Annotated in this window: 11 protein-coding genes and 2 pseudogenes; 9 read left to right on the forward strand and 4 right to left on the reverse strand. The window is 69.3% G+C overall.

Annotated features, from left to right (window positions below; translation table 11 throughout):
* Positions 1–22 precede the first annotated feature (22 nt).
* From P3H15_RS25105 to P3H15_RS25135, 7 genes and pseudogenes are all read left to right on the forward strand, one after another.
* Positions 23–1,141 carry a Zn-dependent alcohol dehydrogenase gene (locus P3H15_RS25105; RefSeq protein WP_276139708.1) on the forward strand — a complete coding sequence of 373 codons (1,119 nt, stop codon included), beginning with the start codon at positions 23–25 and terminating at the stop codon, positions 1,139–1,141.
* Positions 1,142–1,157: 16 nt separating this feature from the next.
* Positions 1,158–2,669 (forward strand): aldehyde dehydrogenase family protein, encoded by a 1,512-nt coding sequence (locus tag P3H15_RS25110; RefSeq protein ID WP_276139709.1) that lies wholly within the window; start codon positions 1,158–1,160, stop codon positions 2,667–2,669.
* Positions 2,666–3,331, forward strand: a pseudogene (locus tag P3H15_RS25115) (GMC family oxidoreductase); the annotation flags it as partial. The gene P3H15_RS25110 and the pseudogene P3H15_RS25115, both read left to right, overlap by 4 nt.
* An 80-nt stretch (positions 3,332–3,411) precedes the next feature.
* Positions 3,412–3,498: pseudogene (locus tag P3H15_RS25120) on the forward strand (hypothetical protein); the annotation flags it as partial.
* A 6-nt stretch (positions 3,499–3,504) separates the two neighbouring features.
* Positions 3,505–4,269 (forward strand): GMC family oxidoreductase, encoded by a 765-nt coding sequence (locus P3H15_RS25125; protein WP_276139729.1) that lies wholly within the window; start codon positions 3,505–3,507, stop codon positions 4,267–4,269.
* A 4-nt stretch (positions 4,270–4,273) separates the two neighbouring features.
* Complete coding sequence (locus P3H15_RS25130) at positions 4,274–4,765, forward strand: hypothetical protein (protein WP_276139710.1); 492 nt, start codon at positions 4,274–4,276, stop codon at positions 4,763–4,765.
* A complete protein-coding gene (locus P3H15_RS25135; RefSeq protein ID WP_276139711.1) occupies positions 4,762–5,778 on the forward strand; it encodes an aldo/keto reductase in 1,017 nt (338 codons plus the stop codon). Before P3H15_RS25130 ends, P3H15_RS25135 begins: the two co-directional genes overlap by 4 nt.
* A 7-nt stretch (positions 5,779–5,785) precedes the next feature.
* On the opposite strand, the gene P3H15_RS25140 is transcribed toward P3H15_RS25135, so the two are convergent.
* A complete protein-coding gene (locus P3H15_RS25140; RefSeq protein WP_276139712.1) occupies positions 5,786–9,283 on the reverse strand; it encodes a serine/threonine-protein kinase in 3,498 nt (1,165 codons plus the stop codon).
* A 69-nt stretch (positions 9,284–9,352) separates the two neighbouring features.
* Between P3H15_RS25140 and P3H15_RS25145 the strand changes: the two genes are divergently transcribed.
* The gene (locus P3H15_RS25145; protein WP_276139713.1) at positions 9,353–10,024 is read left to right on the forward strand and encodes a cyclase family protein; all 672 of its coding nucleotides are present in this window, start codon (positions 9,353–9,355) and stop codon (positions 10,022–10,024) included.
* A gap of 5 nt (positions 10,025–10,029) precedes the next feature.
* Here P3H15_RS25145 and P3H15_RS25150 read toward each other — a convergent pair whose 3' ends face one another.
* Genes P3H15_RS25150 through P3H15_RS25160 form a run of 3 tightly spaced genes read right to left on the reverse strand, consistent with a single transcriptional unit; the run spans position 10,030 to position 12,055 of the window.
* Complete coding sequence (locus tag P3H15_RS25150) at positions 10,030–10,320, reverse strand: MoaD/ThiS family protein (protein WP_072946317.1); 291 nt, start codon at positions 10,318–10,320, stop codon at positions 10,030–10,032.
* Entirely contained in the window at positions 10,317–11,414 is a 1,098-nt protein-coding gene (locus P3H15_RS25155) for an exo-alpha-sialidase (protein ID WP_276139714.1), read from the reverse strand. Before P3H15_RS25155 ends, P3H15_RS25150 begins: the two co-directional genes overlap by 4 nt.
* Positions 11,415–11,467: 53 nt before the next feature.
* Complete coding sequence (locus P3H15_RS25160; RefSeq protein ID WP_276139715.1) at positions 11,468–12,055, reverse strand: sigma-70 family RNA polymerase sigma factor; 588 nt, start codon at positions 12,053–12,055, stop codon at positions 11,468–11,470.
* A 169-nt stretch (positions 12,056–12,224) separates the two neighbouring features.
* Between P3H15_RS25160 and P3H15_RS25165 the strand changes: the two genes are divergently transcribed.
* A complete protein-coding gene (locus P3H15_RS25165; RefSeq protein ID WP_276139716.1) occupies positions 12,225–13,412 on the forward strand; it encodes an AAA family ATPase in 1,188 nt (395 codons plus the stop codon).
* Positions 13,413–13,517 lie beyond the last annotated feature (105 nt).

A 13,517-nucleotide genomic window follows, 5' to 3' on the forward strand; every position in this document is an offset into this window, starting at 1 on the left:
GTGTGAGATTCGAAGGAGAACGATGAGTACGACGGCACGCGGTGCGGTGATTCACGAAGTGGGCGGCAAGTGGGAGGTCGACGAACTCGTCCTCGCCGAGCCCGGTCCCGGGGAGGTGCGGATCAAGGTGATGGCGTCCGGGCTGTGCCACTCGGACGATCACCTCGTCACCGGCGACATCCCCAACACGCTGCCGCTGGTCGGCGGTCACGAGGGTGCCGGGGTGATCGACGCGGTCGGTCCCGGGGTGACCCGGCTCGCCGTCGGTGATCACGTCGCCACCGCCTACCTCCCCGCCTGCGGAACTTGCGCCTGGTGCGCGCAGGGGATGCAATATATCTGCGATACGGGGGCCGGTATGGAGGCTGGTTTCATGCTCGACGGAACGGCGCGGTTCGCCACGCAGTCGGGGCGGCCGATCGGTGCCATGCAGCGCCTCGGCACGTTCGCGAATTACCTCGTGACCTCCCAGGCGCAGGCCGTCAAGATCGACGCGGATATCCCGTTCGACGTGGCCTGCCTCGTCTCGTGCGGGGTCGCGACCGGCTGGGGCTCCGCCGTGAACGGCGCGGGTGTCCGTCCCCGGGACACGACGCTGGTCGTCGGGGTCGGCGGCGTGGGGATCAACGCGGTGCAGGGTGCCCACCACGCGGGGGCCGCGCACGTCGTCGCCGTCGACCCGGTGGCGTTCAAACGCGAACGCGCCCTCGAACTCGGCGCCACCCACGCGTACGCGTCGATCGACGAGGCCATGCCGTTCGTCCGCTCGGTCACCAACGGTCAGGGCGCCGACAACGCCGTCGTCACCGTCGGGGTGGTGGACGGTCAGCTGATCGCCGACGCGTTCGGCGCCGTCCGCAAGGAGGGCACCGTCGCGGTCGTCTCGATCGGCCAGAACGCACCGGGGATCCCGATCAGCCCGCTCGAACTGGTGGTCTACGCCAAGCACCTGCGCGGGGTCCTGTTCGGCAACTGCAACCCCACCCGGGACATCCCGGCGCTCCTCGACTACTACAAGTCGGGACGATTGAAGCTCGACGAACTGATCACCAGGCGATACGCCCTGGACCAGGTGAACGACGCCTACGCGGACCTGCACGCAGGGCTCAACCTGCGCGGCGTCCTCATCCACGAACACTGACAAGGAACGGCTCCAGATGTCGACAGTCGAAGCAACACACCTCCGCACCTACGGGCACTTCATCGGTGGCCGGGCGGTGCCCCCGTCGGACACCACGTTCGAGCGGATCAGCCCGGCCGACGGCCGCGTACTCGCGACGTACACCGCGGGCACGCGCGCCGACGCGCTGGGTGCCGTCGCCGTCGCCCGCACGGCGTTCGACGAGGGTGAATGGCCGCACTGGACCGCGATGGACCGCGGCCGCGCTCTCCTGCGCTGCGCTGGGCGGATGCGCGAACACGAGGAACACCTCGCCCGCATCGACGCCGAGGAGACCGGCAAACCGATCACCCTCGCCCGCGGTGACGTCGCGGCGAGCATCGAGTTGTTCGAATACGCGGCGGCCCTGGCCATGACGATGCACGGCGAGGCACACACGGCGCTGGGCGACGACTGCACCGCCATGGTGGTCCGCGAGCCGGCCGGTGTGGTCGGCATGATCATTCCCTGGAACTTCCCGCTGCTCCTGCTCGCGCAGAAGCTGCCGTTCGCGCTCGGCGCCGGCTGCACCGCGGTGATCAAGCCCGCGGAATTCACGTCCGGCACCGCACTCGAACTGGCCCGGTTGCTCACCGAGGCCGGCGTCCCCGACGGCGTGGTGAACGTGGTCACCGGTGCCGGTTCGGTGGTCGGCGCACCCCTCGCGGAGAGCCCGTTCGTCGACATCCTGTCGTTCACCGGGAGCACCGAGACGGGCAAGCGCATCGTGGAGGCGTCCGCGGGCAGCGTCAAGCGGCTGTCGATGGAACTGGGCGGCAAGGCCGCCAGCGTCGTGTTCGCCGACGCAGACCTCGACGACGCCCTCGACGGGGTGTTGTTCGGGGTGTTCTTCAACCAGGGCGAATGCTGCGTGTCGGGCGCCCGGCTCCTGATCCAGGATTCGATCGCGGACGCCTTCCTGAGCCGCCTCGTCGAGGCCGCCGGCCGCATCACGGTGGGCGGTCCGCTCGACGAGGCGAGCGAACTGGGTCCCATGATCGACGCGGGCCACCTCGCGAACGTGCTCGGCCACATCGACGCGGCGCGGCGCGGCGGTGCAACCGTCCTGACCGGTGGTGAACGGCTCGACGGCGAGAACTGGGGACGAGGGCATTTCGTCGCTCCCACGATCCTCGACGGCGTCGGCGAAGAATCCGCCGCCTTCCAGGAGGAGATCTTCGGCCCCGTCCTCACCGTCACCCGGTTCAGCGACGTCGACCACGCCATCCGGCTCGCGAACGCCACGGAGTACGGACTGGCCGGGTCGATCTGGACCAAGAACATCGACAAGGCGCTGCGGGTGGCCCGCGAGATGCGCAGCGGCCGGGTGTGGGTGAACACCACCATCGACGGCGCCCCGCAACTGCCTGCCGGCGGCATGAAGCAGAGCGGGTTCGGCCGCGAGATGGGCCAGGCCGGCTTCGACGAGTTCACCGACGTCAAGACCATTCAGATCCGCACCGGGCCACGCACACGCGTGTTCCCGAACTGGACCGGAGGCAACCGATGAGTGCCGGCACCTACGATTACGTCATCGCGGGCGGTGGCACGGCGGGCTGTGTGCTCGCCGGGCGGCTGACCGAGGATCCGACGGTTCGGGTTCTCCTGCTGGAGGCCGGCGGCAACGACCGGCATCCGTTCATCCACGTGCCCGCGGGATTCGCGAAACTCACCGCGAGCAAATACGACTGGGGATTTTCGAGCGTCCCCCAGGAGCATTGCAACGGGCGCGTCATCCCGCTCGCTCAGGGCAAGGTCATCGGCGGGGGCGGCTCGATCAACGCCCAGGTGTTCACCCGCGGCGCGCACGAGGACTACGACGAGTGGGCGCTGAAATACGGTTGCGCCGGATGGTCGTTCGACGAGATCCAGAAGTACTTCCTCCGGTCCGAGGACAACGAACGGCTGTCGGCGCCGTACCACGGGACCGACGGCCCGCTCGGAGTCTCCGACCCGATCAACCCCCACCCGCTGTCGAAGTCGTTCGTCCAGGCGGGGCAGGAATTCGGCCTGCCGTTCAACGGCGACTTCAACGGCGATCACCAGCACGGTGTCGGCCTCTACCAGACGACCACGAAGAACGCCCGACGGTGCAGCGCCGCGGTCGGGTACCTCGCACCCGCCAGGAAGCGCCCCAACCTGACGGTCCGCGAGAACGTCGCCGTGTCGCGGGTTCTGCTCGACGGCGGACGCGCCACCGGGATCGAGGTGCTCACCCCGCACGGTGTGGAGACGTTCCGGCGTCGCGCGAGGTGCTGGTCGCCGCGGGCGCGTTCGGATCGCCCAAGATCCTGCAGCTGTCCGGGATCGGGCACCCGGACGATCTGCGGGACGCGAACGTCGAGGTGGCCCATGCCCTTCCGGGGGTCGGCCGGAACCTGCACGATCACTGCGATCTCGACGTCATCTACGAACTCCGCGAGTACCAGAGTCTCGACCGCCTGAACCTGATCCGTCCGGCCACGGCCAAGGCGGGACTCGAGTACGCCGCCTTCCGGCGGGGTCCGCTGGCGTCGACGGTCGTCGAAGCCGGTGGATTCAGTTTCGGGCACGCGCAGGAATCGATCCCGGACCTGCAGTTCCACTTCCTGCCCGCCGCCGGTGTCGAGGCCGGCGTCGCGGCGGTCCGCCCGGGATACGGCTGCACCCTGAACTCGTACGCTCTGCGGCCGGAGAGCCGCGGGTCGGTGAAGATCAGGTCGAACGATCCCACCGCCCAGCCGCTGATCGACCCGAACTTCCTCGCCACCGACTTCGACCTCGAGTCGAGCATCGAGGGTCTGCGGCAGAGCCGGGAGATCATGGCGCAGTCGTCGATGGCCCGGCACATCAAGGCCGAACATCTGGCAGGCGGCCTGTCGGTGGACACGAAGGACGACTACGTGAAGTTCGTTCGCGCATACGGCCGCACCTCGTACCACCCGGTCGGCACGTGCGCGATGGGCGTCGGCGACGACGCCGTGGTCTCACCGGAACTGAAGGTGAAGGGCATCGAGGGTCTGCGGGTGGTCGACTCGTCCGTCATGCCGCGGATCGTCAGCTCCAACACGCAGGCTCCTACCGTGATGATCGCCGAGAAGGCCGTCGATCTGATCCGTGGGGAAGGATGACCGGATGACCACATTTTCCGGACTGACCGCAGACGTCGCCCGCGAGGCCGTCGAACTCGCCCTCCCGTCGATCGAGAACCTCTCCCACGGATCCCCGGGACACCTCGTCGTGCTCCGGCCGGGCGTCGCCCCGTCCGCCGATGCGGAGTTGCCCGTCGTCTACCGCCGCAGCTGGGGTGAGAAGAAGGACTGGCGCGGGCCGTACGACGCGATCGCCGAGTCGAAGGCGCGGATCAGCTGGACCACCGGACTGCCGTCGCACGCCGTCCAGCAGTTGCACCCGTACCTCTACCAGCAGGGGTGGACCAAATGGGGTGGCAGCGCCGTGGGCGAGGGCGGGCTCGTCGTGGCGTACAGCGGCGACAAGTGGTTCCACGACCAGTTCTATTCGGAACTCGTCGTTTCGGCGATCAAGGTGGTGTGCCTCCGCGAGATGGACGCCGTGATGCGCGACCCGGGCACCCTGTTCTTCGGCAACGGAAGTGAGAATTCATGAAGGTGAACGACACTCGGCGATTCGGGCGCGCCGGCTTCGACGTCTCCCTCCTCGGCTACGGCGGTGCGCCCATCGGCAACATCTTCCGGCCGATCCCCGAGGTGGACGCCCAGGCGCAGATCGCCGAGGCGTGGAACATGGGCGTGCGGTCGTTCGACACCGCACCCATGTACGGGCACGGACTGTCCGAGCACCGATTGGGTCACGCGCTGCTGACGCAGGACCGCGAAGATTACGTGTTGTCCACGAAGGTCGGGCGCACGCTGACACCCGCGGCGCGTGGGTCGTTCGACACCGGGATCTGGGTGGACACCCCGCCGTTCCGGGCCGACTTCGACTACTCGTACGACGCGGTCCTGCGGCAGGTGGAGGACAGCCTGCAGCGCATGTGCCAGGACAGGTTCGACATCCTGTACGTGCACGACATCGACCGGTACACGCACGGCGACGCCCAGCCCGCGCGGTTCGCGGAGGCGCTCGCGGGTGCGTTTCCCGCACTGATCCGGTTGCGGGACGAGGGCGTGGTCCGGGCGATCGGTATCGGGGTCAACGAGGCCGACGTCTGCGTCGACGCCCTCGAACGCGTCGACCTCGACTGCGTCCTCCTCGCGGGCAGATACACACTGCTCGAGCAGGATCCGGTGAAGGGCCTGCTGCCCCTCGCCGCGGAACGCGACGTCGCAATCGTGCTCGGCGGTGTGTTCAACTCGGGTGTCCTGGCCACCGGCGCGGTCGCCGGCGCCAAGTTCAACTACCAGCCGGCGCCGGAAGAGGTGCTGAGCCGGGTACGCGACTTCGAGAAGTTCTGCGCGCGCCACGGGGTTCCGTTGGCGGCCGCGTCGATTCAGTTCGCGGCCGCGCATCCCGCGGTGCGGGAACTCCTGCTGGGCGCCAGGAACTGCGACCAGTTGCGGCAGAACGCGGCCTGGCTCGAACACCCGATCCCGGCCGAATTCTGGCAAGACCTGCGCGCTGCGGGACTGATCCGGGAGGAGGCGCCCACCCCGACCTGACCGCCGGTCACATCGTGTACGGAGACGTCGAGTTCTGCAGTTCCTCCAGGAAGTCGGAGGGGACCGTCGGCCGGTCCGGGGGCCAGTCGCCGGCCAGTTGATCGGCCCGCAGATCCGCGACCAGTGCGACGACGAGGGGCCCGCCGTCGGGAAGTACCCGGTGGAGTCCGCGCGCCGCGCAGATCGAGGCGATGGACGCGAGTGCCTGCTTCGCCTCGTCTTGGCGGCCCGCCGCGGCGAGGCACGCCACCCGGAGGCGTTCGGCCAGCAGGTGCCCGCGGTTACGACCGGTGCCTGCCAGCCGGTCGGTCCACTCCTGCGTCCACGCGCACGCCGTCTCGATGTTCTCGCGGGCCCCGGTGGCGAGCAGCATCCGAATCGCGGTGGCCTCCTCGACCTGCGCGACGATCTCGTCGATGCCCGCGACCGGGCGCCGCCGGTTCTCGTAGCGGACCGGGTCCGGTGCGCCGAGGGTCGGATGCGGGGCGATGCCGAGTCGCCGGCGTTCGTTCTCGACGCGGGCCCGCAGGCGGGCGAGGGAGAAGGTCCCGGCCACCTCGAGTCCGGCGTGGAGGCGTTTCGTCGCTTCCTCCCGGTCGCCGCGCAGCGCCTTGACGTGCGCTCCGGTGACGAAGCGGGCGACCTTGAAGTCCACCCCGCCGGTCTCGATGGCCAGGGTGTATCCGTCGTCGAGGAGACGCTCCGCCTCCTCGACGTCCCCGCGTTCGTAGAGCACCTCACCGAGCAGCGATCCCGCGAGCCGAGCGGACGGTGCGCGCGGCCCGCCCAGTTTCCGGCCTGCGCGGCGGGCGCGCCGGAAACGGTCGACGGCATCGTCGATGTCGAGTTGCTCGTACGAGGCGACACCCAGATAGCTCTGGCCGTGAACGACGTTGTGCGGTCCCTTGTTCCGCTCGTAGAAGGGCCGCGCGACCTCCTGGATCCTGCGCACTTCCGCGAAGTCGAAGCGGTACACGGCGGCGAACGTGGTGACGTTGAACGCGGCGCACACCACCCACGGGTGCAGCGACTCCGGGCGGGCGAGGCAGTCGCCGACGAGTTCGTCGATCCGTTCGGTGCGGTCGTTGCGCAGTTCCGCCACGGCACGCACGACCCCCGCCTCCGCCCGCAGATCCGCCGTGTCGCCCGCGCTCGCGTCGCTGTCGGCGAGCGCCCGTTCGGCTCGTTCGAGGGCCCGTTCGGCGGCCGAGGTCCGGTTTGCCATCGCGTTCGCCCACGCCGTCGTGACCTGCAGTCGGGCGCTCGCGGCGACGAGAGCGGGCGGCAGCATGTCGACCACCGCGGACAACGTCGCCGACTGCGACTGCTCGAGCAGCAGCAACCCGTCGGCCTCGACGAGTTCCACGGCACGTTGCTCCTCGCCGCCGGCGAGGGCGTGCTCGACGGCCTCGCGGAGCAGGCTGTGGTCGCAGAACCAGCGGGACGCGGCGCGGTGCAGTTCCCGGATGCGGTCGGGTTGGTCTCGTTCGAGCCTGCGGCGCAGGAACTCGGCGAACAGGGTGTGGTAGCGGAACCACGTTCGCTCGTCGTCGATGTGGCGCAGGAACAGGTCCCGGTCCTCGGCCGCCTCGAGCAACGCCTGCCCACGGGCGGTGCCCGCGAGCGTGCCCGCGAGACTGCCGCACGTGCGTTCGGTGATCGAGGTGGCCAGCAGGAAGTCGAGCATCTCGGGTTCGAGGGTGTCGAGGACGTTCTCGGCGAGGAATTCGCCGATCGCGTGGTGGCGTCCGGACAGTCCGGCGATCAGCTCCGACGGATCGGCCCGTCCGCGCAGTGACAGCGACGCCAGTTGCAGCGCCGCCACCCAGCCGTCCGTGGAGTCGCGGAGTTCGGTGACGTCCTCGCTGTCGAGGGGCAGGCCGCCGAGGTCGACGAGGAACGACTGTGCCTCGGAATCGTCGAAACGCAGTTCCGAATAATCGATTTCGACGAGTTCGTCCTTGACCCGCATCCGGCTCATCGGCAATCCGGCCCGGGTCCGGCTCGTCACCACGACCTGCAGGTGATGGCACCCGTTGTCGAGAAGGAACTCCAGAGCGGCGATCGTCGCGGGTTCCGACACCCGCTGCCAGTCGTCGATGATCAGGGCGATCCGTTCGCCGCTCTCGTGGATCTGGTTGACGAGCGAGGTGAGCACGTACCGTTCGGCCTCGTCGTCGTGCTCCTCGAGGACCTGGCCGAGTTCCTTCGCCAGGTTGGGGCGCACGCGGCGGATCGCCTCGATGAGGTGCGCGACGAACCACACCACGTTGTCGTCGTCGCTGTCGACGGTCAGCCACGCGACCGCGACCCCTTCGTCGGCGAGGACGTTCCGCCACTGGGCGGCGAGGGTGCTCTTGCCGAATCCGGTGGGACCGTGGATCACGGTCAGCAGGCGACGGCGGCCGGCCCGCAGCAGGTCGATCAGCCGGCCGCGCTCCACGAGTTGCCGGGTCGCGGCGGGCGGCCGGAACCGGGTGGCCGGCGCGGGCGGCGGCGTCGACGTATATTTCGCCCTTCCGGTCGTGGAGGTCCGGAACGGACCGGAGACGGTCGAGACCGTGCCGTGTGAGGAGTCCTCGCCGTGATGGACACCGGGGTCGACGGGCATCGCCATCTCGTCCACGGCCAGACCGTGGTGGCGCTCGACCTCCCGCAGTTCGTCTCCGAATGCGGCGGCGGACGCGGGGCGATCTTCCGGTTTCCCGGCCATCGCCCGCTGGATGACGGCGCTGAGGTCCTCGGGGAATCCCTCGCTGCGCAGGTCCGGGACGGGCTGGGTGGTGATGCGCAGGAACTGCGCGATCACCTCCTCGCCGTTGTGCCGTTCGAACGCGGCGTGCCCGGTGATCGCGCTGAACAGGGTCGCGCCGAGGCTGTACACGTCGGACGCGGCGGTCGGGGTCCGCCCCGACAGCACCTCCGGCGCGGTGAACGCGGGGGATCCGGTGACAGTGCCCGCCGTCGTCTCGAACGCCCCCGACATCCGGGCGATCCCGAAATCGGTGAGTTGCGGTTCGCCGTACTCCGTGAGCAGGATGTTTCCCGGTTTGACGTCGCGGTGCAGGATGCCGACCCGGTGCGCCGTCTCGAGGGCGCCGGCGAGTTTCACCCCGATGCGCACGGCGTCGCTCCAGGGGATGGGCCCGCGCCGCCGGATCTGCGCGTCCAGCGAATCGTGGGGGTGATACTGCATCACGATGTACGGCCTGCCGGTGTCGGTGGTCCCGACCTGCATGATGTTGACGATGTGCGGGTGGCCGCTCAGCCTGCCCATGGCGCGCTGCTCCCGCAGGAAGCGTTCGAGGTTCTCGGCGTCGAGCGCGGAGGTGAGAACCTTGACCGCCACCGTGCGGTCGAGTTCCGGTTGCGCGCACCGATATACCACCCCGAACCCACCGTGCCCGATCTCTTTGGCGTCCTCCAGCCCGACCGCGGACAGCTCGGCCGTGAAGGTCGCAGACACCGACTCACGCTGGGTGGCGAGCGGGTCGAAATCGGTCATGCCACCACCTCTTCGCTCGCCATCGAGCATATCGCGGCAGGGGTGACGCCGAGGCCGGACAATCGAGCGATGCCACACGTGCGGAAAGTCGTGGATCTGTCCCACACCATCGGGCCCGGGATGCAGGTGTATCCCGGCGACCCGGTGCCTACCCTGATCCGGCACTGCACCCTCGAGCGCGACGGCTACAACGTGCTGGACGTCCGGATCGGGTCGCAGTCCGGGACGCACGTCGACGCCCCGGCGCACCTGAAGGCGGGGGCGGCGACCATCGACCGGCTGGCACCGGAGTTGTTCGTCGGCCGCGGCGTCGTGTTCGACGTGCGCGGGCTCGGTGCGCGGCAGCGGATCACCCCGGACCTGATCGGGTCCCGGACGGACGACGTGCGGCCCGGCGACATCGCCGTGTTCCATACCGGGTGGTCTCGGTTCTACGGAACGGACGCCTATTACACGCATCCGTTCCTCGACACCGCGGTGTGCGCACTGCTGCTGGACCGGGGAGTGCGGACGTTCTGCCTCGACGCCCCGAGCGTCGACGAGACACCGGACGACGAGCACGCCGACGCCGGATATCCGGTTCACCATCTGATCGCCGACGCAGGCGGAGTGATCGGCGAGAACCTGTGCCGGCTCGACCGGATCGACTTCCCCGATCCGCTCGTCAGCCTCCTGCCGATCTCCCTCGAGGCCGGCGACGGAGCCCCTACCCGGGCCGTGGCGATGCACCTGGCCGACTAGCGTGCTCAACCACCGGCGACGGACTGCAGGATCTGCAGTTCCTGCCCGGGGGTCACCGCGGTGCCGACGCCGCCGAGGAGCCGGACGTCCTCGCCGTCCACGTAGACGTTGACGTACCGCCGCAGGGCGCCGGTCTCGTCCCGAATCCGGCGGCCGAGAATCGGGAACTCTCCCGCCAGGACGTCGAGCACTTGGGAGACCGTCGAAGCGGAGTCGAGGGGCACGTGCACGGAGCGCTCCCCGCCGACGATCGACGCCAGCGCCCGCGGAACCCGAACGGTGACGCCCTCGCTCATGATTCGATCACCGCGGCCCGCACACACAGCACGTCGGGCAGGTGCGCCGCCACCGTGCGGAAGGTCGCGCCCTCGTCGGCGCTCCCGTAGACCTCGCCGCCGCGCGTGCCGAAATACACCCCGACCGGGTCGGCGGTGTCCACGGCGGCGGCGTCGCGGAGCACCACGTTGTAGTCGCGGTCCGGCAGCCCGCTGTCGAGGCGCGTCCAGCTGTCCCCGGCGTCGTCGCTCCGGTAGACGGCCGGCCGTCCGTCGGGCGGGATGCGTTCACCGTCCGCCTCGATCGGAACCACCCACACCGTTCCCTCACGGCGTGGATGGGTGAGCATCACGAACCCGAAGTCCGTCGGCAGTCCGTCCGCGATCGACTTCCACGTGTCGCCGCTGTCGTCGGAGCGGTAGACCCCGTGATGGTTCTGGGCGTACAACCGGTCGGGGACGACGCCGTCGCGCGCGATCTTGTGGACGCACTGGCCGAACTCCGGGTTCGGGTCCTGGAGGAAGTAGGCGGTGATCCCGGTGTTGCGCGGCTCCCAGGACGCACCCCCGTCCGTGGTGCGGTACACGCCTCCGGTGCTCATCGCGACGTGCACGGTGTTTACGTCCTGTGGATGCGGGACGACGGAATGTGCTGCGGCACCGCCGTATCCGGCTCCCCACTCGGGCCGGTGCGGATGGTCCCACAGCCCGCGTTCGAGGTCGAAATGCTCCCCGCCGTCGACCGACCGCCACACCGAGATGGGCTCACAGCCCGCCCACACGACACCGGGACGGTCGTCCGTGTCGGGACGGATCTGCCACACCCGCTCGAGTGCGGCGCCGTCGCCGTCGCCGAAGTGGATGGCGCCGTGGTCCGGTTCGGTCCACGTGGCGCCCAGATCGTCGGAATGCGCGACGGTCGGACCCCAGTGTTCGGACCGGACCCCGACCAGGATGCGGGTGCGTCCACTCCGTGTGTCGATCCCGATGCTCGGAATCTCGTTCATCAGGAAATGCGGGCCCGACAGCGACCAGGTGGCGCGGTCGCGGCTGGTGGCGAGCCACAGGCCCTTCTTCGTTCCGATCGCGAGCAGGACGGTGTCGGCTGCGCTCATGAATCCATCGGACCACTCGGTCCGCCGGATGGCAACGACCGGGCCGGAACGCCTCAGCGAGCAGGCCCGTGCCCGATCCGCGCCCGCAGGTGGCTCAGCGCCCGGTGCTGCGCGACGCGGACGGCGCCCGGTGTGGTGTCCAGGACTCGTGCGGTCTGTTCGGCCGACATTCCCACGATGACGCGCATGAAGAGGATCTGCTGGTGCCGGACCGGGAGCGTCTCGACGAGCAGTCCCATCTCGCCGCGCAGTTCGTCGCGCAGGACGTGATGTTCGGGGCCGTCCTCGACGTCCACCACGTGATGTGCCGCGGCGGCGCGCGCGGTCGGCGGTACGGACATCCGGGTGGCGCGTCGCCGCGCGTCGGACACCTTGTGTGCGGCGATGCCGAAGATGAACGACAGCAACGACTTTCCCTGGTTCTGGTACGTCCGCAGGGCGCTCATCAACGCTAGGCACACGTCCTGGGTGACGTCGTCGGCGGTCGTGTGCGGGTGATCCACCGATTCGAGCCGGGTGGTGCAGTAGCGGTGCACGAGCGGGTGCGCAATGCGGAGAACCTCTTCGACGGCGTCTTCGTCGCCCGTCGCTGCGTACGGCGCGAGTCGTTCCAATTCGGCTCTGGCGTCCAATTCGATCATGGTGTTCTCCCTGTTCCTGCGGCTGTATCCAGCCTCGGGGGAACACGCGATCGTCGATAGGCACCGCAGGGTGCGGAAGTCACCACCCCGGCTACGACTTCATAGCGGGATCTAGGACACGCGCTAGATGAGCGCAGATTCGGCAACAGAGGTTGTTACCTTCGTGGCCATGGACCCTGTCCGTAACCCCTATGCACCCGGCGCGGGGCAACGCCCGCCGGAGCTCGCGGGACGAACCCGGCAGCTCGACGCGTTCGACGTGGTGCTCGAGCGGATCGCGCGCGGCCGCCCGGAGCGCAGCGTGATGCTGACGGGTCTGCGCGGGGTCGGGAAGACGGTCCTGCTGAACCACCTGCGGTCGGCGGCCATCTCTCGGCGGTGGGGAACCGGGAAGATCGAGGCGCGCCCGGATCAGGATCTGCGGCGGCCGCTGTCCTCGGCGTTGCACATGGCGATTCGGGAGATCGCGGGCTCACACCGCGACCCCGATCGCGTGGAGGAGTTCCTCGGAATCCTGAAGTCGTTCGCCCTGCGTGCGACGGCCGACAAGGGCATGCGGGAGCGGTGGCAACCGGGGATCGACGCGCCCGCGGTGAAGGGTCGCGCCGATTCCGGGGACATCGAGATCGACCTGGTGGAATTGCTGCTGGACGCGTCGTCCCTGGCCCGCGATGTCGGGGTCGGGATCGCACTGTTCGTCGACGAGATGCAGGACCTCGGCGCCGCGGACGTCTCCGCGGTGTGCGGGGCCTGCCACGAACTCAGCCAGGACGCGGCCCCGCTGATCGTGGTCGGCGCCGGACTGCCGCACCTGCCCGCGGTGCTGTCGGCGTCCAAGAGCTATTCGGAGCGGTTGTTCAGCTACCACCGCATCGACCGGCTGGACCGGGTGTCCGCGGACCGGGCGCTGATCGCGCCCGCCGAGCGCGAGGACGTGAAGTTCACCGACGAGGCGCTCGACGCGTTGTATGCGGCGGCCGACGGCTACCCCTACTTCGTCCAGGCGTACGGCAAGGCGACGTGGGACGTGGCCGCGGCGACACCGATCACGGAGGAGGACGTGCGGGTGGCCGAGCCGACCGCGGAGGAGGAACTGGCGGTCGGGTTCTTCGGTTCGCGGTACGAGCGCGCGACGCCGGCCGAGCGGGAGTACATGCGTGCGATGGCCGATCTCTCCGGGGACGACGGCCCGGTCGCGACGGCGGCGATCGCGTCCGAACTGGGCCGCAAACCGGCGTCGCTGTCACCGGCGCGGGACGGGCTGATCAAGAAGGGTCTGATCTATTCGGCCGAGCGCGGGTCGATCGGATTCACCGTGCCGCACTTCGGGAAGTACCTGCGCGCGCAGAACGACTAGGCACGGCTAGCGAAATCTACGGCTATCTACGGTTCTACGTAGAGAGCCGAAGATTGTCCTGTCGAGTGCCGGGAACCGTCGTCGGCCGGTCACCGTACACTCGGC

This window comes from Rhodococcus sp. T2V (assembly GCF_029269925.1).
Taxonomy (GTDB): domain Bacteria; phylum Actinomycetota; class Actinomycetes; order Mycobacteriales; family Mycobacteriaceae; genus Rhodococcus_F; species Rhodococcus_F koreensis.

Coding starts and splice junctions, on each gene's coding strand:
- P3H15_RS25135 (WP_276139711.1), top strand. CDS start 4,762: ATGAAGGTGAACGACACTCGGCGATTCGGGCGCGCCGGCTTCGACGTC.
- P3H15_RS25160 (WP_276139715.1), bottom strand. CDS start 12,055: ATGATCGAATTGGACGCCAGAGCCGAATTGGAACGACTCGCGCCGTAC.
- P3H15_RS25130 (WP_276139710.1), top strand. CDS start 4,274: ATGACCACATTTTCCGGACTGACCGCAGACGTCGCCCGCGAGGCCGTC.
- P3H15_RS25155 (WP_276139714.1), bottom strand. CDS start 11,414: ATGAGCGCAGCCGACACCGTCCTGCTCGCGATCGGAACGAAGAAGGGC.
- P3H15_RS25140 (WP_276139712.1), bottom strand. CDS start 9,283: ATGACCGATTTCGACCCGCTCGCCACCCAGCGTGAGTCGGTGTCTGCG.
- P3H15_RS25150 (WP_072946317.1), bottom strand. CDS start 10,320: ATGAGCGAGGGCGTCACCGTTCGGGTTCCGCGGGCGCTGGCGTCGATC.
- P3H15_RS25110 (WP_276139709.1), top strand. CDS start 1,158: ATGTCGACAGTCGAAGCAACACACCTCCGCACCTACGGGCACTTCATC.
- P3H15_RS25165 (WP_276139716.1), top strand. CDS start 12,225: ATGGACCCTGTCCGTAACCCCTATGCACCCGGCGCGGGGCAACGCCCG.
- P3H15_RS25105 (WP_276139708.1), top strand. CDS start 23: ATGAGTACGACGGCACGCGGTGCGGTGATTCACGAAGTGGGCGGCAAG.
- P3H15_RS25145 (WP_276139713.1), top strand. CDS start 9,353: ATGCCACACGTGCGGAAAGTCGTGGATCTGTCCCACACCATCGGGCCC.